This window comes from Micromonospora sp. HB375 (assembly GCF_017872985.1).
Classification (GTDB): domain Bacteria; phylum Actinomycetota; class Actinomycetes; order Mycobacteriales; family Micromonosporaceae; genus Micromonospora; species Micromonospora chalcea.
The window spans coordinates 3545214-3569128 of record NZ_JAGGJO010000001.1; the positions used below are offsets into that span (position 1 = coordinate 3545214).

Annotated in this window: 20 protein-coding genes; 12 read left to right on the top strand and 8 right to left on the bottom strand. The window is 74.8% G+C overall.

All coding sequences use genetic code 11. The features are described 5' to 3' along the window. Positions 1-3 precede the first annotated feature (3 nt). Genes J3R08_RS16215 through J3R08_RS16235 form a run of 5 tightly spaced genes read left to right on the top strand, consistent with a single transcriptional unit; the run spans position 4 to position 5602 of the window. Positions 4-1575: an amidohydrolase gene (locus J3R08_RS16215; RefSeq protein ID WP_209961867.1), complete on the top strand. Its 1572-nt coding sequence runs from the start codon at positions 4-6 to the stop codon at positions 1573-1575. Beyond that, positions 1572-3134, top strand: a complete 1563-nt coding sequence (locus J3R08_RS16220; RefSeq protein ID WP_043324125.1) for a lysine 5,6-aminomutase subunit alpha — start codon at positions 1572-1574, stop codon at positions 3132-3134. The genes J3R08_RS16215 and J3R08_RS16220 overlap by 4 nt, the downstream gene beginning before the upstream one ends. Next, positions 3127-3882, top strand: a complete 756-nt coding sequence (locus J3R08_RS16225; RefSeq protein ID WP_030502414.1) for an OAM dimerization domain-containing protein — start codon at positions 3127-3129, stop codon at positions 3880-3882. Before J3R08_RS16220 ends, J3R08_RS16225 begins: the two co-directional genes overlap by 8 nt. Further along, complete coding sequence (locus J3R08_RS16230) at positions 3879-4271, top strand: hotdog domain-containing protein (protein WP_043324122.1); 393 nt, start codon at positions 3879-3881, stop codon at positions 4269-4271. The genes J3R08_RS16225 and J3R08_RS16230 overlap by 4 nt, the downstream gene beginning before the upstream one ends. Next, a complete protein-coding gene (locus tag J3R08_RS16235; protein ID WP_209961869.1) occupies positions 4268-5602 on the top strand; it encodes a glutamate mutase L in 1335 nt (444 codons plus the stop codon). Before J3R08_RS16230 ends, J3R08_RS16235 begins: the two co-directional genes overlap by 4 nt. Before the next feature lie 417 nt (positions 5603-6019). On the opposite strand, the gene J3R08_RS16240 is transcribed toward J3R08_RS16235, so the two are convergent. Genes J3R08_RS16240 through J3R08_RS16255 form a run of 4 tightly spaced genes read right to left on the bottom strand, consistent with a single transcriptional unit; the run spans position 6020 to position 12310 of the window. Beyond that, complete coding sequence (locus tag J3R08_RS16240; RefSeq protein WP_166457469.1) at positions 6020-6802, bottom strand: ABC transporter permease; 783 nt, start codon at positions 6800-6802, stop codon at positions 6020-6022. Then, positions 6799-7773, bottom strand: a complete 975-nt coding sequence (locus J3R08_RS16245) for an ATP-binding cassette domain-containing protein (RefSeq protein ID WP_209961871.1) — start codon at positions 7771-7773, stop codon at positions 6799-6801. Before J3R08_RS16245 ends, J3R08_RS16240 begins: the two co-directional genes overlap by 4 nt. Positions 7774-7831: 58 nt before the next feature. Further along, on the bottom strand, positions 7832-10942 hold the full coding sequence (locus J3R08_RS16250) for a BTAD domain-containing putative transcriptional regulator (protein WP_209961873.1): 3111 nt from the start codon (positions 10940-10942) through the stop codon (positions 7832-7834). 51 nt (positions 10943-10993) lie between these two features. After that, positions 10994-12310: a low temperature requirement protein A gene (locus tag J3R08_RS16255; RefSeq protein ID WP_069089687.1), complete on the bottom strand. Its 1317-nt coding sequence runs from the start codon at positions 12308-12310 to the stop codon at positions 10994-10996. A gap of 112 nt (positions 12311-12422) precedes the next feature. Between J3R08_RS16255 and lnt the strand changes: the two genes are divergently transcribed. From lnt to J3R08_RS16270, 3 genes are read left to right on the top strand one after another with little or no spacing between them, the layout of a single operon-like run. After that, a complete protein-coding gene (lnt, locus tag J3R08_RS16260; protein WP_209961875.1) occupies positions 12423-14012 on the top strand; it encodes an apolipoprotein N-acyltransferase in 1590 nt (529 codons plus the stop codon). Positions 14013-14038: 26 nt separating this feature from the next. After that, positions 14039-14830, top strand: coding sequence for a polyprenol monophosphomannose synthase (locus J3R08_RS16265; protein WP_064445994.1), 792 nt, complete (start codon positions 14039-14041; stop codon positions 14828-14830). A gap of 53 nt (positions 14831-14883) precedes the next feature. Then, the gene (locus J3R08_RS16270) at positions 14884-15429 is read left to right on the top strand and encodes an FxsA family protein (protein WP_209961876.1); all 546 of its coding nucleotides are present in this window, start codon (positions 14884-14886) and stop codon (positions 15427-15429) included. A gap of 183 nt (positions 15430-15612) precedes the next feature. Here the strand turns inward: J3R08_RS16270 and J3R08_RS16275 are convergent, their stop codons facing one another. Beyond that, on the bottom strand, positions 15613-15954 hold the full coding sequence (locus J3R08_RS16275) for an RNA polymerase-binding protein RbpA (protein WP_007070998.1): 342 nt from the start codon (positions 15952-15954) through the stop codon (positions 15613-15615). A gap of 224 nt (positions 15955-16178) precedes the next feature. Here J3R08_RS16275 and J3R08_RS16280 point away from each other — a divergent pair, with 224 nt between their 5' ends. Then, positions 16179-17660, top strand: a complete 1482-nt coding sequence (locus J3R08_RS16280; protein WP_043330143.1) for a peptide MFS transporter — start codon at positions 16179-16181, stop codon at positions 17658-17660. 6 nt (positions 17661-17666) lie between these two features. Here the strand turns inward: J3R08_RS16280 and J3R08_RS16285 are convergent, their stop codons facing one another. From J3R08_RS16285 to J3R08_RS16295, 3 genes are read right to left on the bottom strand one after another with little or no spacing between them, the layout of a single operon-like run. Then, positions 17667-18257, bottom strand: coding sequence for a pyridoxamine 5'-phosphate oxidase family protein (locus J3R08_RS16285; RefSeq protein WP_043324102.1), 591 nt, complete (start codon positions 18255-18257; stop codon positions 17667-17669). A 58-nt stretch (positions 18258-18315) separates the two neighbouring features. After that, on the bottom strand, positions 18316-19542 hold the full coding sequence (locus tag J3R08_RS16290; RefSeq protein ID WP_209961879.1) for a hypothetical protein: 1227 nt from the start codon (positions 19540-19542) through the stop codon (positions 18316-18318). Between the two features lie 12 nt (positions 19543-19554). Continuing rightward, on the bottom strand, positions 19555-20907 hold the full coding sequence (locus tag J3R08_RS16295) for an MFS transporter (protein ID WP_069089682.1): 1353 nt from the start codon (positions 20905-20907) through the stop codon (positions 19555-19557). Positions 20908-20980: 73 nt separating this feature from the next. Between J3R08_RS16295 and J3R08_RS16300 the strand changes: the two genes are divergently transcribed. Genes J3R08_RS16300 through J3R08_RS16310 form a run of 3 tightly spaced genes read left to right on the top strand, consistent with a single transcriptional unit; the run spans position 20981 to position 23910 of the window. Next, a complete protein-coding gene (locus J3R08_RS16300; RefSeq protein ID WP_227457361.1) occupies positions 20981-21631 on the top strand; it encodes a TetR/AcrR family transcriptional regulator in 651 nt (216 codons plus the stop codon). Positions 21632-21685: 54 nt separating this feature from the next. Next, complete coding sequence (locus J3R08_RS16305) at positions 21686-22993, top strand: NAD(P)/FAD-dependent oxidoreductase (protein WP_069089681.1); 1308 nt, start codon at positions 21686-21688, stop codon at positions 22991-22993. Beyond that, positions 22990-23910: an SDR family oxidoreductase gene (locus J3R08_RS16310; protein ID WP_245254749.1), complete on the top strand. Its 921-nt coding sequence runs from the start codon at positions 22990-22992 to the stop codon at positions 23908-23910. The genes J3R08_RS16305 and J3R08_RS16310 overlap by 4 nt, the downstream gene beginning before the upstream one ends. Positions 23911-23915 lie beyond the last annotated feature (5 nt).

Here is a 23915-nt window from a genome sequence, read left to right on the forward strand (position 1 = left end):
ACCATGACGAACCCCTCGACGCTGTATCGCGGTGGAGTGCTGCACTGTCCGGCCGACCCGAGCGCGACGGCGCTGCTGGTGCGGGACGGGCGGATCGCCTGGTTGGGCACGGACGCGGAGGCGCCGCGGGCGGACCGGGTGGTGGAGCTGGGCGGTGCGCTGGTGACGCCGGCGTTCGTGGACGCGCACGTGCACGCGACTGATACCGGGTTGGCGTTGTCGGGGCTGGATCTGTCGGCGGTGCGGTCGGCGGGTGGGCTGCTGGAGGCGGTGTCGGCGTTCGCGGCGGGTCTGCCGGGTGACGCGGTGGTGCTGGGGCACGGCTGGGACGAGTCGGGCTGGGCGGATCCGGTGTTGCCGGATGCGGCGGCGCTGGATCGTGCTGCGGGTGGGCGGCGGGTGTATCTGTCGCAGGCGTCGATCCATTCGGCGCTGGTGTCGGCGGCGTTGCTGGCGGCGTGCCCGGAGGTGGTGTCGGCGGCCGGGTACGAGGCGTCGGGGTGGTTGCGGCGCGACGCGCACCATGTGGTGCGGGCGGCGGCGTTCGCGTCGGTTTCGCGGGCGCAGCGGGTGGCGGCGCAGCGGCGGGCGCTGGCGCACGCGGCGTCGCTGGGTGTCGCGGCGGTGCACGAGTGCGGTGGGCCGGACATTTCCGACGAGGAGGACTTCACCGGGCTGTTGGCGATCTCGGGGGCCGGGGTGCCGGAGGTGTACGGGTACTGGGGTGAGCTGCTGGGTGCGGCGAAGGCCCGGGAGCTGGGCGCGGTGGGCGCGGGTGGTGACCTGTTCGCCGACGGGGCGCTGGGTTCGCGGACGGCGCACGTGTCGGCGGCGTACCTGGACGGTGAGGCGGGGGCGTGCGGGCACGGGTACGTGTCGGCGGAGCAGGTTCGTGATCATCTGCTGGATTGTGCGGCGCATGGGTTGCAGGGCGGGTTCCACGCGATCGGGGACGCGGCGATCGGCACGGTGCTGGAGGGTTTCGGTCTGGCGGCGCGGTCGGTGGGTGTGGACCGGTTGCGGGCGGCGCGGCACCGGGTGGAGCACGCGGAGATCATGAGCAAGGCGTTGATCGCCGGGTTCGTGGAGTACGGGATCGTGGCGTCGATGCAGCCGGCGTTCGACAGGTTGTGGGGCGGCTCGGGCCGGATGTACGAGTCGCGGCTGGGGTTGGCGCGGTCGCTGGAGTCGAATCCGATGGGCGCGATGCACGGTGTCGGTGTGGCGTTGGCGTTCGGGTCGGATTCGCCGGTGACGCCGCTGGATCCGTGGGGGTCGGTGCGGGCGGCGGCGGCGCACCACAACCCGGCGCAGCGGATGAGTGTGCGGGCGGCGTTCGCGGCGCACACGCGCGGCGGGTGGCGGGCGGTGCACCTGGACAACGAGGGTGTGCTGGCGTTGGGGGCGCCGGCGACGTTCGCGGTGTGGGACACCCCGGCGGGCGTGGAGCGGGGGCTTCCGGTGGTGCTGGCCGAGGATCCGGAGTTGCGGGGGCCGGAGGATCCGACGCCGCTGCCGGTGTGCCGGACCACTGTGTTGCGCGGTGACGTGATCTATCAGGAAGGGTCTTCGTGACAGGCAAGCTTGGGCTGGATCCGGCGTTGGTGGCGCGGGCGCGGGAGTTGGCGCGCCGGGCCGGGCAGCCGGTGGTGGATCTGGCGCGTAGCCACACCACGGTGTCGGTGGAGCGGGCGGTGCTGCGGCTGGCCGGGGTGACCGGCGCGGACCCGGACGGCATTCCGTGGGTGAACCGGCTGGTCGACGCGGTGGTCGCGGACGTCGGGCTGGGGCACGGGGTGGCGGCGCCGGTGTTCGACGCGCTGGCGCGTGAGGGCATCGCCGATGTGACGTTGCTGGCGCAGAAGGCGGCGGCCGGGTCGGTGCGGTTCGCGCAGCCGTCGGGGAAGGCGGCGACGGCGGCGCGGCGGGCGTCGCGCAAGGCGGTCGCGGCGGGGATCCGCAGCATCGACCGGCGGCGTGCGGAGCGGGACCGCTTGGTGAAGCGGTTCGGGGATCCGGCGCGTCGGCCGTGGATCTACCTGATCGTGGCCACGGGTGACATCTACGAGGACATTCCGCAGGCGCAGGCGGCGGCGCGGGCCGGCGCCGATGTGATCGCGGTGATCCGGTCGACGGGGCAGTCGCTGCTGGACTACGTGCCGGAGGGGGCGACCCGGGAGGGGTTCGCGGGCACGTACGCGACGCAGGAGAACTTCCGGCTGATGCGGGCGGCGCTGGACGAGACGTCCAAGGAGCTGGGCCGGTACGTGCGGTTGACGAACTACGCGTCGGGTCTGTGCATGCCGGAGATGGCGACGCTGGCCGGCCTGGAGCGGCTGGACATGATGCTCAACGACTCGATGTACGGGATTCTGTTCCGCGACATCAACCCGATCCGCACGTTCGTGGACCAGCGGTTCTCGCGGCAGGTGCACGCGCGGGCGGGGATCATCATCAACACCGGTGAGGACAACTACCTGACCACCGCTGACGCGGTGGACGAGGCGCACACGGTGACGGTGTCGCAGTTGCTGAACGAGTTCTTCGCGCACGAGGCGGGGCTGGCGGACTGGCAGCTGGGGCTGGGGCACGCGTTCGAGATCAACCCGGATGTGCCGGAGTCGTTCCGGTTGGAGTTGGCGCACGCGCTGCTGGCGCGGGAGTTGTTCCCGGACGCGCCGTTGAAGTGGATGCCGCCGACGAAGCACATGACCGGTGACGTGTTCCGGGGCAACCTGCTGGACGGGTTCTTCAACCTGGTGGGCACGATGACCGGGCAGGGGATTCTGCTGGTGGGGATGATGACCGAGGCGGTGGTGACGCCGTGGCTGTCGGACCGGGACATCGCGCTGCAGAACGTGCGGTACGTGCTGGGCGCGGCGGGCGGGTTGCACGAGGACTTCGTGCCGGCGCCGGGCGGGTTCATCCAGGCGCGGGCGCACCGGGTGCTCGGTGAGGCGGTGGATCTGCTGGAGCGCATCGGGGACCAGTCGTTGCTGACGGCGATCGCCGAGGGCACGTTCGGGATCATGAAGCGGCCGGCGGACCGCGGGAAGGGCCTGGACGGCGTGGCGCGGCACGAGGCGGACTACTACAACCCGGCCACGGAGATCCTGGAGCAGCCCCATGAGTGAGAAGACGGTTGTGCGGCCGTACGGGGACACGACCGGTGACGGCATGGTGCAGGTGTCGTTCACGTTGCCGGTGCCGCACGACAAGCGGGCCGAGGGCGCGGCGGTGCAGCTGGCGAACAAGATGGGCATGGACCCGGCGATGCTGGTGCACGCCAAACCGATCGGTGACGGGTTCACGTTCTTCGTGGTGTACGGGCGGGTGAACCACCTGGTGGACCTGGCGAAGGTGCAGGTGGTGGAGCGTGACTATCCGCTGCTGTCGGCCAAGGAGGTCAACGCGGTGGTGAAGCGGCAGTTGCGCCGCAAGCTGTCGGTGGTGGGCGCCTGCATCGGCACGGACGCGCACACCGTGGGCATCGACGCGATCCTCAACGTCAAGGGCATCGCCGGGGAGAAGGGCCTGGAGTACTACCGGGAGTTGAAGGTCACGAACCTGGGCGCGCAGGTGAGCGTGCCGGAGCTGGTCGAGGCGGCCCGGCGGGAGCGCGCCGACGCGGTGCTGGTGTCGCAGGTGGTGACGCAGCGCGACGCGCATCTGCACAACACGCGGGAGATGTCGGCGGCGTTCCGGGAGGCGATGCCGGCCGGGCGCCGGCCGCTGCTGATCGTCGGCGGGCCGCGGTTCGACGAGACGATGACCGGCGAGCTGGGCGTGGACCGGATCTTCGGGCGTGGCACCACTCCGGGCGAGGTGGCCAGTTACCTCGTCCACGCTTTGATCACTTCCAGGAAGGCGAACGTCGCATGAGCGATCCGCGTGTCGGTCTGACAGTCACCCACCGCCGGTACGTGCCGTACTCCCACGCCCACTACGCGGGGAACCTGGTCGACGGGGCGTACGCGCTGGGGTTGTTCGGGGACGTGGCGACCGAGGTGTGCATCCGTACCGACGGTGACGAGGGGTTGTTCGCCTCGTACGCGGACGTGCAGTTCCGGGCGCCGATGAAGGCCGGTGACGTGCTGGAGGTGACGGCGACGGTGACCCGGGTGGGCACCCGCAGCCGCACGATCGACTTCGCCGCGACCGTGGTGTGCCGGGGCCGCCCGGACAAGGGCGAGTCGGCCGCCGAGGTGCTCGGCGAGCCGATCGTGGCGGTCACCGCGACCGGCACGGTGGTCGTGCCCCAACGGCCGTGAGCGTCGTCGTCTGCGCCGACGTTGGGTCGACGTACACGAAGGCCGCGGTGGTGGACCTCGACGGCGGCCGGCTGGTCGCGGCGGCGTCGGCGCCCACCACTGTGGGCACTGACGTGCTGCACGGTCTGGACGCCGCGGTCGGCGCGGCCACCGCGTCGGCCGGGGTCGCTGAGGCGCCCTGGTACGTGTGTTCGTCGGCCGGGGGTGGGCTGCGCCTGGCGGTGGTGGGTTACGAGCCCCTCGTCACCGCTCAGGCGGGCCGGCGGGTCGGTCTGTCGGCGGGCGCGAACGTGGTGCACGTGGCGGCGGGGCGGTTGTCCGGGGCGGACGTGGCGGCGTTGCGGGCGGCCCGCCCGGACGTGGTGCTGCTCGTCGGCGGCACCGACGGCGGCGATGCCGAGACGGTGACGCACAACGCGACGCGGCTGGCGAAGGCGCGCTTGCGGGTGCCGGTGGTCCTGGCGGGCAACGCCGACGTGCGTGACGAGCTGCACGCGCTGCTGGCCGGCGCGGGGGTGCCGGTGACGGTGGCGGACAACGTGCTGCCGCGCATTGGGGTGCTGGAGCCGTCGTCGGCGCGGGCGGCGATCCGGGAGGTGTTCCTGCGGCACGTCATCGGCGGCAAGAAGCTGTCCCGGGGTACGCGGTTCGCGCGGCTGGTCCGCGCCGCCACCCCCGACGCGGTGCTGACCGGCGTGGAGGTCCTCGCCGGGACGCTCGGCGGTGACCTCGCGGTGGTGGACGTGGGTGGCGCGACCACCGACGTGTACTCGGTGCTCACCCCCGACGAGCGGGACAGCGGCCCGAGCCAGGAGGTGGCGGGGACGCTGTGGCGGGCCCGCACCGTGGAGGGTGACCTGGGCATGCGGTGGAGCGCGCCGGGTGTGGTGCGTGCCGCGGTCGAGGAGCGGCTGCTCGACGCGGCCGAGGAGGCGGATCTGGCGGCCGCGGCGGCGGTCCGGGCCGCCGACCCGGGGTTCCTGCCCGCCGGTGACGCCGACCGGGCCGTGGACCGGCGCATCGCGGCCCTCGCGGCGACGGTGGCGCTGCGGCGGCACGCGCGTGGGGCGGCGACGGGGGAGCGGGCCGGGCGGGACCTGCGGGAGGTGAAGCTGCTCGTCGGCTCCGGCGGGGTGCTGCGGCACGCCGACCCGGGTGACGCGGCGGCGGTGCTCGACGCGGTGCTCACCGACCACGCCGGCGGGTGGGCGTTGCCGCGGGCGGGCCGCCCGGTCGTCGACGTGGACTACGTGCTGGCCGCCGCCGGGTTGCTCGCCGACGATCATCCGGGTGCGGCGGCGGCGATGCTGCGGCACCACCTCGGCGCCTGAAGCAGGCTCAGGAATCGAGACGCGCCGACGCGACACGCCGTGTCGCAACACACGACAGGCCCGGGTGGGTTGACAGCGGCGGGGGTCTACGCCGTACCGTCTTTGAGTCCTACCACGGGAAGCGGCTGTTGTTCGCTTCGTCCCTTCGTCCGCTGGCCGAGCGACCGGAAGGTTGCGGCGGCCAGGTCCAGCGGGCGGGGGTCGGCGGGGCGGCGCGAACCGGCCGCGGTTACCGGTGTACGGGCAAGGTGAGAGGCACGGCCAGTAGACAACGGCCAGGCGGGGGCAGCCAGTCCACGTCGGGTCGGTCCGAAGGTCGGCGCTGATCGTCTTCGCCCCACCGGCCGGGAAGGGCCTGGGAGCATCGGGGCGCGGCTTCGGCCGCGCCCCGATTTCATCCCCCCGATGCTCCCCGTGTCAGCGGCCGAGCCGCCGGTAGCGGCGCACCGCCGCCGGCGCGGTCACCGCGATCAGCGCCAGCGGCCAGGCGACCGCCAGTTCGAGCGCGTGCCGGGCCGGCCACGAGTCCCCGTCCAGGCCCGGGTTGCCGAACAGGTCCCGGGCCGCCGCCACCGTCGCCGACAGCGGATTCCACGCGGCGATCGCGCCCAGCCAGTCCGGCATCAGCTCCGGCGCCACGAACACGTTGGACAGGGCGGTCAGCGGGAACGCCAGCGGGAACACCACCACCGCGACCGTGTCCGGGTTCGGCACGAGCAGCCCGAACAGGATGCCCACCCAGGTCATCGCGACGCGCAGCAGCAGGATCAGCGCCACCGCCGTCAGCGCCGGGCCGACTCCGTCGCGCCACTGCCAGCCCACCAGCAGCCCGCACACCACCAGCGTGGTCATCTCCAGGCACGCCCGCACCAGGTCGGCGCCGGCGCGGCCGGACAGCAGCGCCGAACGGGCCATCGGCAGTGACCGGAACCGGTCCACCACGCCCCGGCCGGCGTCCGCCGCGATCGCCGACGCGGTCGCGCCGAGCCCGTAGAGCATCGTCATCACGAACACGCCGGGCAGCAGGAACTCCCGGTAGTTGCCGCCGCCCGGCACGGACATGCCGCTGCCGAACACGTAGCCGAACACCAGCACGAACATGATCGGCAGGCTGAAGTAGATGATGATCTCCTCCGGGGCGCGGACCACGTGCCGCATGTTCCGCCCGGCCATCAGCCACCCGTCGGTCAGCGCCCTCACGACGTCACCTCCATCCGCTGCGCGTCGAACCGGCCGCCGGTCAGGCGCAGGAACGCCTCGTCCAGCGTCGGCCGGCGCACCAGCACGTCCTCCACCGCCACCCCGGCGTCCTCCAGGGTCCGCAGCACTGTCATGAGCACGGCGATCCGGTCGGCCACCGGCGCGTCCAGGCGCCGCAGCTCCGCGTCCACCGTCACGGCCGCGCCGGTGGCGCGTTCCACCACCGCCGCCGCCGTGGGCAGGTCCGCCGCGTCGCGGACCACCAGCTCCAGCCGGTCCGCGCCGATGCGGGCCTTCAACCGCTCCGGGGTGTCCTCGGCCACGACCCGGCCGGAGTCGATGACGCACACCCGGTCGGCGAGGTGGTCGGCCTCCTGCAGGTACTGGGTGGTCAACAGCACCGTGGTGCCGTCGGCGACCAGTTCCCGCACCGCCGACCACAGACCGTTGCGGCTGCGCGGGTCCAGGCCGGTGGTCGGCTCGTCGAGGAACAGCACCCGCGGCGGCACCACCAGGCTGGCCGCCAGATCCAGGCGGCGGCGCATCCCACCGGAGTAGCCGCCCGCCGACCGGTCCGCCGCCTCGGTCAACCCGAACCGGTCCAGCAGCTCCTCGGCGCGGTCGCGGGCCCGCCGCGCGGACAGCCGCCGCAGCCGCCCGAACAGCACCAGGTTCTGCCGGCCGCTGAGCACCTCGTCGACCGCCGCGTACTGCCCGGTCAGGCTGATCGCCTCACGGACCCGGTCCGGTTCGGAGGCGACGTCGTACCCGGCCACCCGGGCCCGGCCGGCGTCGAACCGCAGCAGCGTGGTGAGGACCCGCACCGCGGTGGTCTTGCCCGCCCCGTTCGGGCCCAGCACCCCGTACACCGTGCCGGCCGGCACGGCCAGGTCGAAGCCGTCCAGCGCGGTGGTGCGTCCGTACCGTTTTCGTATCCCGTCGGCCAGCACGGCCGTCGCGTCGTCGGTCATGCCGGTCAGCGTCACCGGTGCCGCTGACCGGGCGCGCACCGCGCGCGCACCGGGCCGGTCAGCGCCCGTCGACCAGCGCCAGCGCCCGCTGCCGGGGCAGGTCCGCGCCCCCGGCGTACGCGGTGGCGAACGCCGCCTCACCCAGGTGTTCCCGCAGCTCGACGGCGGTGGGTGTGCCGGCCGGCGCGTCGGCCGCGCCGGTGCCCGCCAGCAGCGCCGCCGCCGCGCCCAGCAGCCGGGCCGCCGACTCGGGGTCGCCGTCGCGCAGCAGCGGCCCGGCCAGCCCGTCCGCGGCGGCGGCCACCACCGGCACGTCCCACACACCGACGCCGGCGGTGAGGACCTGCCGGTAGTGGGCGCGGGCCGTAGCCGGGTCGCCGGTGGCGTCGGCGAGCTGCCCGAGCGTCACCAGCGCCGCGAGCCGCACCACATCGGCGCCGAACCAGCCCGACGGGCACTGCGCGACCGCCCGTTCGCACAACGCCCGCGCCCGCCGCGGGTCGCCGTCGCGGCGGGCGATCTCACCGAGCCCCAGGTACGCGGCGGCGACCAGCTCCGGCGCGCCGGACGGCCCGGCGATGCGCCGCACCCGCCGGAAGTCCTCGGCCGCGCCGGTCAGGTCACCGGCGGCGAGCCGCCCGTCGGCGCGGGTCCGCAGCAGCTCCGCCAGGTCCAGGGTGGAGCCGAGCTGCTCGGCCAGCTCCAGCGCCTCGGCCATCGGCGCGGCCGCCGACGCGACGTCACCGGTGCGGTAGGCCGCCTCGGCGCGGGTGGACAGCGTCACGATCATGCCCCAGCGGTCGTCGAGCGCCCGGAAACCGGCCAGCGCGCCGTCCAGGTCGGCGTGGGCCTGGGCGTGACGGCCGTGCAGCAGACCGACCATCGCGGTGCCCAGGCGGCCCAGCGCCCGGCTCCACGGGTCGGCGCCGAGCAGCCGGTCCCGGACGGCCCGCTCGTGCAGCGCCGCCGCGTCCTCCGGTGACGGCGGGCCGCTGGCCATGCCGGACAGGTAGAGCAGGAACGGATGCCGGGGCGGCCGGGCCATGGTCCACAGGATCCGCGACGCGGCGTCGACCTCGCTGCGTTCGCCGCCGCCGGCGAGCGTGGCGATCAGCAGGGCCAGCGCGTACTCCTCGGCCAGGCCGTCGGGCGGGCCGCCGAGCCGGTCGACAAGCCGCCGGGCCGGCGCCGCGCCCTCCCCACGCAGGCCCCGCAGCCACCAGTAGAACGCCAGCGCCGCGACCAGCCGCAGCCCGGTCGCGGCGTCCGCGTGCCGCAGCGCCGCGTGCAGGTCGTCGCGGGCGGCGTCGAGGCGGCGCAGCCACCGCTCCTGGCCGCCGCCGCGCAGGCCCGCGTCGCCGGCCTGCGCCAGACCCAGGAAGTACGCGGCGTGCGCGTCGCGGATCCGCCCGGTCTCGCCGCGCTCGGCCAGCCGGGCGGCGGTGAACTCGCGGATCGTCTCCAGCATCCGGTAGCGCCCGCCGGCCGCCTCCACCAGCGACTTGTCCACCAGGCCGGTGAGGGTGTCCAGGACGTCGCCGGCGTCCGGGCCGCACACCGCCTGCACGGCGGACAGGTCGGCGGCGCCGGCGAACACGCTCATCCGGGCGGCCAGCAGCCGCTCCGGGGCGTCGAGCAGGTCCCAGCTCCACCCCACCACCGCCTCCAGCGTGCGGTGGCGGGGCGCGGCGGCGCGGTCGCCGCGGCGCAGCAGCCGGAACCGGTCGTCCAGCCGGGCCGCGACCTGCGCCACCGGCAGGGCCCGCAGCCGCGCCGCGGCCAGCTCCAGGGCCAGCGGCAGCCCGTCGAGGGTACGGCAGATCCGCAGCACCGCCGGGGTGGTGCCGGCGTCGAGGGTGAACCCGGGCGACACGTCGGCGGCCCGGTCGGCGAACAGCCGCACCGCCGGATACGCGGCCGCCGTCTCCGGTGCGCTCGGCGCGTCCGGGACGGCCAGGCCACCGACCGGGCACAGCGCCTCACCGGTGAGGCCCAGCGGCTCCCGGCTGGTGGCCAGCACCCGCAGCCCGGGAGCGGCGGCGAGCAGCCGGGCGGCCAGCCGGGCCGCGTCGTCGATCACGTGCTCGCAGTTGTCCAGCACCAGCAGCAGACGCCGGCCGGCCAGCGCCGCCACCAGCCGGTCGGTGAGGTCCCGGGGCCCGCCCGGGGCCCGCAGCCCGGCGTCGCGCAGGTCCAGCGAGGTCAGCACCGCTGGCGCCACAGGCGAGCCGGGCGCGACAGCGGCCAGCTCCACCAGGCACACCGGCCCGTCGTGCCGGGACGCCGCGGTGGTGGCCAGCCGGGTCTTCCCGGCGCCGCCGGGGCCGTGCAACGTCACCAGCCGCGCCGAGGCCAGCAGCTCCTCGACGCGCCGCAACTCCCGTTCCCGGCCGACGAAGCTGGTCAGCGGGGCGGGCAGCCGCGCCGGCGGCGCGGGGTCGTCGCGCAGCAGCGTGGCGTGCAACGCGACCAGCTCCGCCGACGGGTCGGCGCCCAGCTCCTCGGCCAGCACGCGGCGCGCGTCGGCGTACGCGGCGAGGGCCTCGGCGCGGCTGCCCGCGCCGTGCAGGGCGCGCATCAGCAGCCCGTGCAGCCGCTCCCGCAGCGGATGCGCCGCCACCAGGGTCCGCAGCTCGGCGATCAGCGGCGCCCCGGACGGCGCGAGCGCCAGGTCCGCCTCGACCCGGTCCTCGATCGCCGCCAGGCGCAGCTCGCGCAGCCGGGCCGCCTCGACGTCGGCGAACGGCGCCCCGGCGACATCCGCGAGGGGTTCACCGCGCCACAGGTCCAGCGCGTCGCGCAGCAGCGCCGCCGCGCCGCGCGGATCACCGTCGGCCAGCGCCGCCCGTCCCGCCCCGGCCAGCCGGGTGAACCGGTGCACATCCACCCGCTGCGGGTCGACGGCCAGCCGGTAACCGGCCGGACCGAACTCGATGCGCGCCCCGGGCAGCAGCCGCCGCAGCCGCGACACCTGCGACTGCAACGCGTTCGCGGCCTGCTCCGGCGGCCGGTCGCCGTAGACGCCGTCGATGAGCCGCCGCGGCGGCACCGTGCGGTCGGCGTCGAGCAGCAGCAGCACCAGCAGGGCACGCAGCCGCTCACCGGCGACCGGGAGCGCGCTGCCGTCGGCCGCGTACGCCTGCGTCGCGCCGAGCACACCGAACCGCATGGGCCCGATTGTCGCCTGTCACCGGCACCGCCCACACTCCCCACCCGCCGGTCACAGGTGACGCCGGCGCCATTCGGACTGCTCCCGCTCGGCGGCGACCTGCTCGTCCAACGCGGTCCGGCGCACCTGACGACGCCACGGGTCACCCGCGCGCAGACCGAACAGCACCAGGAAGACGCTGACCGCCGCCAGGATCGCCAGAGCGGCCACCACCGGCAGCCGGCCCGCCCACGGCAGCCCCACCGCCAGCACGAGCACCACACAGGTGGCGACCGCCGGAATCCGTTGGGTCGCCCGCACCGCCAGCGCCAGCAGTCCCAACATGTAGATGACCACCCCGGCGAACAGCACCCGGCTGTCCAGCTCGGCGGCGTGTTCCCACCAGGGATCGCCGTGCGGGTGGGAGATGACGGTGAGGTAGCGCTTGAGCCCGAGGGCGAACAGGATGATCCCGGTGATCAGCGGCAGGTGCAGGTAGGCGTAGGCGTCGCGGGCGAGCGCCGCCCGTGCCCGGACGTCGCGGGTGCGATGCAGCCGCTGCTCCAGCGCGGGTGCCAGAGTGTCGAAGTACAGCCACCACAGGGACGCGATGATGGTGACGCCGAGCACCGACGCCACGATCACCGGCCACGTGGCCGGCAAGCCGGCGCTCAGCTTCGGTCCCAGCCCGAGCGAAATGATCGACTCGCCGAGCGCGATGAGCAGGATCAGCGCGTATCGCTCGGCCCAGTGGGCGGCGGACACGACTGTCAGCCCGGCGCTGGGGGCGAGGCCCCCGGAGGTGTACTCGACGCAGACCGCGGCCAGCCACAGCGCCAGCGGCAGCCACCTCGCCCATGGCTGCTGGGGTGACTCGGGCAGTGCCTTGGTGGCGAGGATCAACGCCACGCTGGTCAGCGGTGGGAGACCGAGGCGCAGGGCGGTCCGTCCGCGGCGGCTGCTGCGGGCCAGGAACACCAGCACCTGGGCCGCCCGGATGATGAGGTAGCAGCAGGCGAACAAGACCAGACCGGGCGGACCGGACTGCTGCTGCGCCTGCTCCTCGGCGAACGCCGACGGTGTGCTCAGCGTCAGCACGAACAGCGCGGCCACCGTCACCGAGCCGACAAGCGGCATCACCCCCTGGTCGGTGCGGACGACGTTGCCCAGGGCGGCGAAGGACACCCAGCACCACCACAGCAGCAACAGCAACAGCAGTCCCGCCAGCAACGACCTGCCGCTCAGGGTTTCGGAGAGGACGTTCGTGACGTTCAGGAACGCGAACACGAACACCAGGTCGTAGAACAACTCCACCCGGGTGACGCGCGAGCCGGGCGCGGTCGGCAGGACACGACCCCGTCCCCGCTCAGCGTTCATGCTGCCGAGCATGGCAGCGGGCCCCGCCCACCGAGGCGCAGTTGCCCGATCGGTGGCGCAGGGGCGCGGGCCGACGGCCGGTACGGGCGGGTAGCCTTCGGCCCGTGATCGTGGGGAGAAGCCGGTGACGACGCTGGAGCAGGAGCAGTCGCGCACCGTCGCCGACGGGGCGCGTCCCCTGCCGCTGACGCTGGCCGTGCCGGCCGCCGTACTGGCCGGGGTGGCGCTGCTGCTGGCGTTCCCGCCGTACGGGATGTGGCCGCTCGCCCCGGTCGGGGTGGCGTTGCTGGCGGCCGCCGCGCACCGGCGGCGGTTGCGGGCCGGCGCCGGGCTGGGTTTCCTCACCGGGGTGGCGCTGTTCGCGCCGCTGCTGGAGTGGACGAACCTGCACACCGGCTACCTGCCGTGGGCGCTGCTGTCGCTGCTGCAGGCCGCCTACCTGGCGCTGCTGGGCGCCGCCACCGCCTGGGTGTCGCCGCTGGCCGACCGGCACCGGGCGGCATGGCCGCTGCTCACCGGCGTGTTGTGGGTGGGGCAGGAGGCGCTGCGCGACCGGACCCCGTTCGGCGGGTTCCCGTGGGGGCGGCTGGCGTTCAGCCAGGACACGTCGCCGATGCTGCGGCTGGCCGCGCTCGGCGGCGCGCCGCTGGTCACGTTCGCGGTAGCGGTCGCCGGCGGGATCCTCGTCGCGGTGGCGTGGCGGGACTGGCGTCGCGCGCCCGGGCAGTGGCGGCCGGTGGCCGGGCTCACCGCCGGGCTGGTCGCGCTGCTCGCCGCCGGCCCGGCCGTGCCCGCCGAGGTACGCGGCGCGGACGGCACCGTCACCGTCGCGATCGTGCAGGGCAACGTGCCGCGCCTCGGGCTGGACTTCAACGCGCAGCGGCAGGCGGTGCTCAACAACCACGTCGACGCCACGCTGGAACTGGCCGAACGGGTCACCGAGGGCGGGCAGCCCCGCCCCGACATGGTGGTGTGGCCGGAGAACTCCAGCGACATCGACCCGCTGCGCAACCCGGCCGCGGGGGAACGGATCGGGCAGGCCGCCGACGCGATCGGCGCGCCGATCCTGGTCGGCGCGGTGCTCGCCGGCCCGGAGGCGGGGCAGGTGCGCAACGTGGGGCTGCTGTGGCGGCCCGGCACGGGCGTCGACCTGGACCAGACGTACGTCAAGCGGCATCCGGTGCCGTTCGCCGAGTACGTGCCGCTGCGATCCCTCGCCCGCATGGTCAGCTCGCAGGTCGACCGGGTCAGCTCCGACTTCGTCCCCGGTGACCGGCCCGGCGTGGTCGACGCCGGCGCGGCGGTCCTCGGCGACGTGATCTGCTTCGAGGTCGCCTACGACGGGATCGTCCGGGACACCGTGACCGGCGGCGCGCAGCTGCTGGTGGTGCAGACGAACAACGCCACGTTCGACGTGGCCGAGGCCCGCCAGCAGCTGGCCATGGTGCGGTTGCGGGCGGTGGAGCACGGCCGGGCCGCGTTGATGGCCTCCACGGTCGGAGTGTCCGGGTTCGTTACCCCCGACGGGCGGGTAGACGGTGCGACCGGGTTCAACACCGCCGCGGTGGTGGTGCGGCAGATGGAGCTCGGCAACGGGCGTACCCCGGCGACGACGGCCGGGGTGTGGCCGGAGGTGGCGCTCACGGCGCTGGCGGTCGCGGCCCTGGCCGGCGCGGCCGTGCTGCGCCGGCGCCGGGAGGCCACTCCCGGCTGAGCCGACGAGCGGGAGGCGGTGCGACGGTGGCGGTGACAGCCGACAGGCGGACGGCCGGCCACCCCGGGGTGGGGCGGGTCCTGGTGGTCATCCCCACCTACAACGAGGCCGACAACGTCGAGCGGATCGTCGCCCGGGTACGCGCGGCGGCGCCGGGGGTGGACGTGCTCGTCGCCGACGACAACAGCCCCGACGGCACCGGCGCGATCGCGAACCGGCTCTCCGGGGACGACCCGCGGGTGCACGTGCTGCACCGCGAAGGCAAGGAAGGGCTCGGCGCGGCCTACCTGGCCGGTTTCGCCTGGGCCCGCGCACGCGGCTACGACGCCGTGGTGGAGATGGACGCCGACGGCTCGCACGCGCCGGAGGACCTGCCGGCGCTGCTGGACGCCGCCCGCGACGCCGACGTGGTGATCGGCTCCCGGTGGACGCGCGGCGCGCGGGTGCTGAACTGGCCGTGGCAGCGGCTGCTGCTGTCGCGGGTCGGCAACCTGTACGCGCGGCTCGCGCTGGGCATGCCGGTCAGCGACGCCACCGGCGGCTACCGGGTGTACCGGCGCAGCGCGCTGGACGCCATCGACCTGGACTCGGTGCGCTCCCAGGGGTACGCCTTCCAGGTCGAGCTGTCCCGGCTGGCGCACCGAGCCGGGGTACGCATCGTGGAGGTGCCGATCACGTTCGCCGAGCGGGAACACGGCGACAGCAAGATGAGCCCGCTGATCGTGGCCGAGGCGCTGTGGCGGGTCACCCGGTGGGGAGTGCGGGACCGTTTGGCGACCGCGTCCGCCCGCCCGGACGCGCTCGCCCGCTGGCCTTGAGCCGAGGCGTGTCATGCTTGAGGGGCGTGATGACCCCGGGCGGATGAGGTGAGATGCGCCGAGGACTGAAGTACGTACCCCCGGCCCTGCTGCTGTTGGCGCTGCTGGAGCTGACCGTTTTCGTGCTGGTCGGCCGGGCTGTCGGGTTCGGCGCGGCGGTGCTGCTGGTGTTCGGCGCGTCCCTGCTGGGGCTGGTGCTGCTGCGCCGCGAGGGCATGCGGGCGTGGCGCGGCTTCCGCGCGGCGGCGCAGGCCGGCCGGCCGCCGGGCCCGGAGGTGACCGATGGGCTTGTCGGTCTGCTGGGCGCGCTGCTGCTGGCGCTGCCGGGACTGGTCAGTGGCGTGGTGGGCCTGCTGTTGCTGGTGCCGCCGTTGCGCCGGCTGGCCGGTGGCGGGGTGCGCCGGGCCACCGAGCGCCGGGTGTCGTCGATGGTCGCCGGTGACCTGTTCGGGCCGCGCCGGGTGCGCGTGTACCGGGGTGCGCCGCAGCCGACCCCGGAGCCCGCGCCGTCACCGTCGCCTGGTCCGGCGCCTTCGCCGACGCCCCAGCCGGTCACCGACCCCGGCAAGGCCATCGAGGGCGAAATCGTCGACCGCTGACGCACGCCCGCCGCGCTGCGTTGCGCCGGGCCATCGGCTTGATCGACTCCACTTCGCCGAGGTGGTGGCATCAGACCGCGCCCGACCCCGCCACCACCCCGAAGTGGCGACCGCGCCCCGCCCGGGCAACGGAAACGCCCCCGGGTGATCCCCCGGGGGCGTTTTCGGTCATGCGGGAGATGCTCAGGCGCGACCGCGACGGGTCCGGACCTCCTGGAGCCGCTCGGCGAGGATGTCCTCCAGCTCGGCGATCGAGCGCCGCTCCAGCAGCATGTCCCAGTGGGTACGCGGCGGCTTGGCCTTCTTCTGCTCCGGCTCGGTGCCGTCGACCAGGCGGGCGACGCTGCCGTCGAACTTGCACTCCCAGGTCGTCGGGACCTCGGCGTCGACGGCGAACGGCACCTCGAACTGGTGGCCCTTGGCGCAGAGGTACTCGCGGGTCTGGCGCGGCGCGAGCTCCGTGTTGCGGTCGGATTCGTAGCTGACCGCGCCCAGCCGGCTACCGCGCAGCATGCGCTCGCCCATGATCGACTTCCCCTCGTCCGTGGTGCTGGTCTTCAGGTGTAACGGCCGGTCACCGTTCGCCCATTCCCCACCCACGTCGGCAGGGCCGTACGCGGGTCGGAAGAACCAAGGGTAACCGGCCATGACAGCTGCCCGGCGGGGTCGTCCCCGGCCGGGCCGAATCGGTGGAGTGTTTCGCCTGTCAATGGGGATGTTACCCACCTGTTTGCGTGCCGGAGGTGACGATGAGCAGTGACGCGCCGGTCGGGGCCCGGCCACCCGCGGGCAAGACCTTCTTCGGTCATCCCCGTGCGCTGTCCACGCTCTTCCTCACCGAGATGTGGGAGCGGTTCAGCTTCTACGGCATGCGGGCGATCCTGGTGCTGTACCTGACCGCCGCGGTCGCCGACGGCGGACTCGACATCGGTGAGTCCAGCGCCAACGCCGTGTACGGCACCTACAACGCCATGGTCTACCTGATGGCCCTGCCCGGTGGCTGGGTGGCGGACCGGCTGATCGGCGCGCGACGCAGTGTGCTGTGGGGCGGCGTGGTGATCGCCGCCGGCCACTACGTGATGGCGATCCCGACCGGGTGGAGCGTGTTCGCCGGCATGGCGCTGATCGTGCTCGGCACCGGCCTGCTCAAACCGAACATCTCCACCATGGTCGGTGACCTGTACGAGCGGGACTCGCCGCGCCGCGACGCCGGGTTCTCGATCTTCTACATGGGCATCAACCTGGGCGCGTTCATCGCGCCGCTGATCACCGGCTTCCTCGGCGAGAAGATCAACTGGCATCTGGGGTTCGGCGCGGCAGCGGTCGGCATGACCTTCGGCGTACTCCAGTACGTGCTGGGCCGGCGCAACCTCGGCGACGCCGGTGCCCGCCCGGCGGACCCACTGCTCGGCGCGGACCGGCGACGCGCGCTGACCCGCATCGGCGTGGCCACAGGGATTCTGCTCGCGGTGCTGCTTGTGCTGCTGCTGGCCGGCTGGTTCACCGTCGACACCGTGGTCAACCTGCTCACCGTGGTGACGGTGCTGGTGACAGTCGGCTACTTCGCGCGCATCCTCACCGACCGGGAGATCAGCGGCACCGAACGCAGCCGGATGAAGGCGTACGTGTGGCTGTTCGTGTTCGCCGCCTCGTTCTGGCTCATCTACGACCAGGCCGGATCGGTGCTGAACATCTTCGCCGCCGACCAGACCGACCGCTCGGTGGGCGGGTTCACGTTCCCGGCGTCCTGGCTGCAGTCGGTGAACCCGATCCTGATCATCATCGGCGCGCCACTGGCCGCCGCGCTGTGGCTCAAGCTCGGGCACCGGGTGTCCACGCCCACGAAGTTCGCGGTCGGCCTGGTGCTCAACGGTCTGTCGTTCGTGCTGATGGCCGCCGCCGCGCGGGCCGCCGTCGGCGGCGACCTGGTCTCACCGCTGTGGCTGGTCGCGGTGTACGCGATCCAGGTGGCCGGCGAGCTGTCGCTGAGCCCGGTCGGCCTGTCCGCCACCACCAAACTGGCCCCGGTCAAGTACGCCAGTCAGATGCTGGGCCTGTGGTTCCTCGCCACCGCCGTCGGCGACGCGATCGGCGGCCAGGTGGCCCGGCTGGCCGGCGCCTGGTCGCAGCCGGTGTACTTCCTGACCTTCGGGCTGGCCTCGGTGGTGCTGGGCCTGGCCGCGGTGATGTTCACCCGCCAGATCCGGACCCTGATGGCCGGCATCCACTGACCTGGCTCACACCGACGGAGTGGGCGGCAGTGGCAGCGGCAGGCCGGGCAGCCCGTCGATGCTGGTGGCGACGTGGTCCTTGCCGGCGAAGTACGCGCTCAGCGACGTGTCGTCCTCCCGGGCGAACCGGCGTTCGTGCAGGTCGCGGTCGGCGTCGTAGGTCATGAACGGCACCGCGTAGCCGCAGGTGTCGCGGATCAGCTCGGCGTGCGCCACGATGATCGCCCGCAGGCCGTGCGGGCCGGGGTCGATGTCGGGGAAGTGCCGCAGCAGGCCGGGCCAGCGCGGGTCGTCGCGGAACACCGGCTCGCCGCGCCCGTGCACCCGCACGATGTTCGGCGGGCCGGCGAACGCGCACCACATCAGCGTGATCCGGCCGTTCTCCCGCAGGTGGGCGATGGTCTCGGCGTTGCTGCCGGCGAAGTCCAGATACGCCACCGTGTGCTCGTCGAGCACCGCGAAGCAGCCGCGCAGCCCTTTCGGGGACAGGTTGACGGTGCCGTCACCGGACAGCGGGGCGGTGGCGACGAAGAACATCGGCTGCGCCTCGATGAAGTCCCGCAGCCGGCCGTCGATGCGCTCGTATGTCTTTCCCATGCCCCGATCCTCGCCGCCGGCACGGGTCGGGCGCTGCCCCCTTCCCAGCCCGTGGCGGTCAGCCGGTGCGGGTGCCGAGCCGCGCCAGCGCCGTCGCCAGGTCACTGACCTGGTCGGCGAGCTGCCCGGCGCGCCGCTGCGCGGCGTCCCGGTCCGCCTCGATCACGGCCGTGCGCGCGGCCAGGTCGGCCGCCCGCGCCTCGGCGGCGCTCGCGGCACGCCGCACGTCGGCCAGCTCCGCGGCGAGCGCGTCCCGCTCGGCGGTACGGGCCGCGGCCTGCTCCACCGCGGCGGCCACGTCGGCACGGAACCGCTCGACGGCAGCGGCAGCCTCGGCGCGGACCGCCTCGATCGCCGCGCTCGCCTCGGCGCGGGCCCGCTCCAGCGCCGCCTCGGCGTCGGCACGTACCGCGTCGGCCCGGTCCCGCTCGGCGCGCGCCGCCCGCGCGGCGGTGGCCTCGGCGTCGGCGCGTTCGGCGTCGGTCCGCGCCGCGCGCTCGGCCTCGGTGGCCCGCCCTTGCGCGGCCTGCGCGTCGGCGCGCGCCCGGTCGGCGTCGGCGCGGGACTGTTCGGCCCGGTCCAGGGCCTCGGCGGCGGACCGGGTGGCCCGCTCGGCGTCGGCGCGGGCGGTGTCCCGTTCGGTGGTCAGCTCAGCGACGCGGCGGCGTTCGGCGTCGCGTTCGGCGCGTACCGTGAGCAGGTCGTGCCGGGCGGCGTCGCGGTCGCGTTCGGCCTGCACCCGCAGCGCCTGCGCCGCGCCCGCCTCGGCGCGGGCCGCGTCGCGGGCGTCCTCGGCGGCGGCGACCCGCTCGGCGGCCGTCGCGGCCGCCGCCTCTGCCCGCTCGGCCCGGTCGGCGGCGGCGTCGCGTTCGGCGTACGCGGCGCGGGCCTGCTGCCGTTCGCGGGCCGCCGCCGCGGTCGCGTCCTCGGCCTCGCGGCGCGCCTCGTCGCGTTCGGCGTGCGCGGCCGCCACCTGTGCGGACGTCTCCGCGCGCAGCTCGGCGAGCTGCCGTTCCACACCCGCCGGGGACAGCTCGGCGTGCAGCGCCTCGGTGAGGGTCTCGACGATCTGGTCGAGCCGGTCCACCGCCTCCCAGGTGCGCGCCACCTGCCCGGGCAGGCCGGGGGAGTTGCGGTGACGCATCCGCGAGTTGCGCGCGGCCCGCTGGCAGGCGCCGTCGTTGTCCCGGCAGTAGCGGAACGGGCGGCCCGCGCCGACGCGCTGCGGCACGTCGCGTCCGCAGTGGGCGCAGGGTCGGGTGTCGGTGGCGGGCTCGGCGTCCATCGGGGGCGAAGTCTATCCGGCGGCGTCGGCGCGGGCCGCGCCGTCGAGGGTGTAGCGGCGCTGCAACAGCACCGCTACCACCATCACGGCGGCGGGCAGCAGCCCGAAGCCGTAGCGCAGCGCGTCCAGCGCGGCCGGGGACTGGGTCACGGTCTGCCCGGCGGTCGAGGCCACGAACCCGCCGGCGGCCAGGCACAGCGCGTACGCGTACGGGCCGAGCGCCGCGCCGGTGGCCTCGGTGGCGGTCCACACCCCGGTGTACGTGCCGGCCCGCTCGGCGCCGCCGCCCGCGCGGATCACGTCGGGCAGCATGGAGAACGGCAGCAACTGCATGCCGGCGAAGGCGACCCCGAGCACCGCCACGGCGGCCACCAGCACCGGCAGTCCGGCGGGACGGCCGATCGCCAGCACGAGGGACCCGGCGGCGAACGCGGCCTGCGCGGCGAGCAGGGCGCGTTGCTTGCCGATCCGCCGCGCCACCGTCAGCCAGACCGGGGTCACCAGCAGCGCGGGCGCGACGAACGCGGCTACGAGCACTGTGGTGAGTCCGGGGCGGCCCAGCTCGTACTCGGCGTAGTAGGGCACGCCGGCCAGCACGAGGTGGGTGGTGGTGGACATGGCCAGGTACGCGCCGACCAGCCAGCGGAACTGCCGGTCCCGCAGGCTCGCGGCCAGCGCCCGCCACCCGCCCGGACCGTGCGGCGGGGCCGTGTCGGCGGCGGTACGGCGCAGCCGGCCGATCCCGGCGACGCCGACCAGCATCGCGGCGAGCATCCCGGCCGCCAGCACCACGCCCATCAGCAGGTAACCGTCGCGGGTGGCGTCGTCGCCGCCGGCCAGCAGCGGCGCGAGCAGCCCGGAGACCAGGATGCCGAGCGTCAGCACCACCATCCGGAACGCCATCAGCCGGGTCCGCTCGTGGTAGCCGATCCGCAGATCGGCAGGGGTCGCCAGGTAGGGCACCTGGTACGCGGCGAACAGCAGGTTGCCGGCGACGAAGAACACCGCCACCCAGCCGGCCGCGGCGGCGCCGGTGAGGCCGCCGGGCACGGCGAACAGCGCGGCGAACGCCAGCGGCAGCGCGCACCCGGCCAGCAGCAGCCGTCGGCGGTGACCCCGGCGGGCCTGCTCGACGTCGCAGAGGTGCCCGATCCACGGGTGCAGCAGCACGTCGGCGATCTTCGGCAGCAGCAGGGTGAGCCCGGCCAGCCACGGGGCGACCGCCAGCACGTCGGTCAGGAAGTAGAGCAGCAGCAGCCCGGGCACTGTCACCCAGACGCCCATGCCGAGTGAGCCGGTGGCGAACCCGGCGAGCGGGCCGCGTGGCAGGGTGAGCGCGTCGGAGCGCTGATCCAGCCCGGTCATCGCGGCCTCCTGTCCTCGGGGCACGCCGCCCCCAATCCAACGGTTGCTGGATTGTAGGGGGAACAATGGCCGGATGACCATGCCTCGCCGCCGGCCCGGTCGGCCCCGCCGCGACGACCAGCGCCCGACCCGTGACCTGGTGCTCGCCGCCGCCACCGCATTGTTCGCCGAGCGGGGCTTCGACGCGGTCAGCGTCCGCGACGTCGCCGCCGCGGCCGGGGTGGACGCCGCCACCGTGGTGCACCACACCGGCACCAAGGCGCAGCTCTACGACGCCTGCTTCGCCCGGGTGTTCAGCGCCGAGCGGGAGGTCATCGAGGCAGCCGGGGAGCGCGCCCGGGCGGCCCTGTCCGCCGGGCCGCACGACGCGCTGCGCGCGCTGCACGACCTGCTGGACGTGTTCGTCGACTTCCTGGAGGACCGTCCGGAGACCACCGCGTTGTGGCTGCGCCGCTGGCTGGAGCCGCAGCGGCACGGCGAGCTGGACCGCCGCTACGCCGCGCCGCTGTACGGGCTGGTCGAGGAGCTGCTCGTCGCGGCGGCCGAGGCGGGCGCGCTGACCGAGCCGACGCCGCACGTGACGGTGCGTTCCCTGGTCTGGACGGTGCACGGGCACGTGGTGGCCCTGGCGGCTGGGACCGGCTCGGGCGCGCGCGAGCGGCGGGAGTTCCGGGCGTTCGTGCACCGCTTCCTCGACGCGCTGTACGGCGGCGCCCGGCCTTGACGCCGGCCCGCGCTCCGGGGATTATCCATCAGTCGTTGGATTAAGGAGGCGGGTATGGCCACACCGAGGGTCGCCGTCGTCGGCGCCGGAGCCGCCGGACTGGCCACGCTCAAGGCGCTCGCCGACGCCGGCATCCCGGCCGTCGCGTTCGAGGCGGCCGACACGCTCGGCGGCCTCTGGGTGTACGGCGCACCCGGCTCGCCCGCGTACCGGACGCTGCACCTGAACACCAGCAAGGGGCGCACCGAGTTCGCCGACCACCCGATGCCCGCCGACTGGCCCGACTACCCCGACCACACCCGCGTCGCCGGCTACCTCGCCGACTACGCCGACCGGTTCGGCCTGCGCGAGGCAGTACGGCTGCGCCACACCGTCGAGCGGGTCACCCGCACCGGCGACGGCTGGCGGGTACGCGCCACCGGCCCGGACGGCCCGGTCGCTGTCGACGTCGAGGCGGTGGTGGTCGCCAACGGACACAACCGGGTGCCGAAGCGGCCCGAGCCGTACCCCGGCGAGTGCGCCGCCGAGCAGATGCACAGCCACGACTACCGAGGGCCGGAACAGCTCGCCGGGCGGCGGGTCCTCGTCGTCGGTGGCGGCAACTCCGCCATGGACATCGCCGTCGACGCCTCGTACGCCGCCGCACGCACGCTGCTGTCGCTGCGCCGCGGCGTCTGGGTGGTGCCGAAGTACCTGCTCGGCCGCCCGTCGGACACGCTCAACGGCGCGCTGGCCCGCCGGCTGCCGTGGCGGCTGCGGCAGCGGATCAGCCAAACCATGATCACCACCGCGGTCGGCCCGCCCACCCGGTACGGGCTGCCCGCACCGGCGCACGGCTTCCTCCAGGACCACCCGACGCTGTCCGACGCGCTGCTGTCCCGCCTCACCCACGGCGACATCCAGGCCCGGCCCGGCATCGCCCGCTTCGACGGCGACCGGGTCGAGTTCACCGACGGCCGCCACGACGAGATCGACCTGGTCGTCTGGTGCACCGGCTACCGCGTCGAGATGCCGTTCCTCGACCCGGCGCTGCTCGGCGACGGCCCCGACCGGCTTCCGCTGTACCGGCACGTGTTCCACCTCGACGCCCCCGGGCTGGCATTCGTCGGGCTCATGCAGTCCACCGGCGCCGCGTTCCCCCTGGTCGAGGCGCAGGCCCGGCTGGTCGCCGCGCGGCTGGCCGGCACCTGGACGCCACCGGACGCGGCCCGGCAGGCCGCCGCCTGCCGCGACGAGCTGCGCGCCGCCACCGCCCGGTGGGGGCAACGCCGACCGCACATGCGCGTCGACTTCGACGTCTACCTGGCCGAACTGGGCCGCGAACTGGCCGCCGGCCGGCGCCGCGCCGGAGCGGCACGATGAACGCCCCGGGACGGCCCCCGGCCGAGGACGCGCAGCGGACCGGATCCGGCGCGGCAGGCCGAGGCTCGGCCGCCGGATCCGGCACGCCGGGCCGCAGCGCCCTGGCCGGACGACGCGTGCTGGTCACCGGCGCGCGCGGCACGTTCGGGCAGCACCTGGGTGCCGCGCTCACCGCCGCAGGCGCGCACGTGGTCGGGCTGGACCTGCACGCCGACCCCGATGCCACCCCTGCGGTGCTCGGCGTCGACCTGACCGACCCGGCCGCGACGCCACCGGCCGTGGCCGCCGCGATCGACCGGCTCGGCGGACTCGACCTGCTCATCAACAACGCCGGTGTGGGCGGGCCCGCACCCGCCGAGCTGCCGCCGGACGAGGTGGTACGCCGCCAGATCGAGGTGAACCTGCTCGCCGCCTGGCGTACCACCGCCGCCGCGATGCCCGCCCTGGAGGCCGCCCGCGGACGGGTGATCTTCGTGGCCAGCCGGATGGCCGTGCTGCCGCTGCCCCTCGCAGCCGCGTACGGGGTCAGCAAGCGGGCGCTCGTCGCGTACGCCGACGCGCTGCGCCACGAAGTAGGCACGCACGTCGGCGTCAGCGTGGTCTACCCCAGCATGGTCGCCTCCCCGATCCACGACAGCACTGTGGCGGCCGGGCTGTCGCTGAGCGGAGTGTCGCGGCCGGAACCCGTGGAGGGAGTGGTGGCGGCGATCCTGCGCGCCGCGACCGCCCGGCGCGCGCCACGGGACGTGGCCACCACCCGGCGTGGCCGGATCGAACTGGCGCTGGCCCGGCACGCTCCGGCTCTCGCGGACCGGATGGTGCGCCGTACCGTCGCCGGCAGGCTGGCCGCCGGTGACCTGGACGGTGCGGCGCTGGCCGAGGGCATGGTCCGGCGGCACCGGCAGGACCGCCGGTAGCCTGC

Bases quoted from the DNA above. Each gene is read 5' to 3' on its own strand.
- J3R08_RS16255 (WP_069089687.1), bottom strand. From the start codon at position 12,310: ATGCTCGGCAGCATGAACGCTGAGCGGGGACGGGGTCGTGTCCTGCCG.
- J3R08_RS16270 (WP_209961876.1), top strand. From the start codon at position 14,884: ATGCGCCGAGGACTGAAGTACGTACCCCCGGCCCTGCTGCTGTTGGCG.
- J3R08_RS16305 (WP_069089681.1), top strand. From the start codon at position 21,686: ATGGCCACACCGAGGGTCGCCGTCGTCGGCGCCGGAGCCGCCGGACTG.
- J3R08_RS16310 (WP_245254749.1), top strand. From the start codon at position 22,990: ATGAACGCCCCGGGACGGCCCCCGGCCGAGGACGCGCAGCGGACCGGA.
- J3R08_RS16245 (WP_209961871.1), bottom strand. From the start codon at position 7,773: ATGACCGACGACGCGACGGCCGTGCTGGCCGACGGGATACGAAAACGG.
- J3R08_RS16275 (WP_007070998.1), bottom strand. From the start codon at position 15,954: ATGGGCGAGCGCATGCTGCGCGGTAGCCGGCTGGGCGCGGTCAGCTAC.
- J3R08_RS16290 (WP_209961879.1), bottom strand. From the start codon at position 19,542: ATGGACGCCGAGCCCGCCACCGACACCCGACCCTGCGCCCACTGCGGA.
- J3R08_RS16295 (WP_069089682.1), bottom strand. From the start codon at position 20,907: ATGACCGGGCTGGATCAGCGCTCCGACGCGCTCACCCTGCCACGCGGC.
- J3R08_RS16230 (WP_043324122.1), top strand. From the start codon at position 3,879: ATGAGCGATCCGCGTGTCGGTCTGACAGTCACCCACCGCCGGTACGTG.
- J3R08_RS16300 (WP_227457361.1), top strand. From the start codon at position 20,981: ATGACCATGCCTCGCCGCCGGCCCGGTCGGCCCCGCCGCGACGACCAG.
- J3R08_RS16215 (WP_209961867.1), top strand. From the start codon at position 4: ATGACGAACCCCTCGACGCTGTATCGCGGTGGAGTGCTGCACTGTCCG.
- J3R08_RS16280 (WP_043330143.1), top strand. From the start codon at position 16,179: ATGAGCAGTGACGCGCCGGTCGGGGCCCGGCCACCCGCGGGCAAGACC.
- J3R08_RS16250 (WP_209961873.1), bottom strand. From the start codon at position 10,942: ATGCGGTTCGGTGTGCTCGGCGCGACGCAGGCGTACGCGGCCGACGGC.
- J3R08_RS16285 (WP_043324102.1), bottom strand. From the start codon at position 18,257: ATGGGAAAGACATACGAGCGCATCGACGGCCGGCTGCGGGACTTCATC.
- J3R08_RS16225 (WP_030502414.1), top strand. From the start codon at position 3,127: ATGAGTGAGAAGACGGTTGTGCGGCCGTACGGGGACACGACCGGTGAC.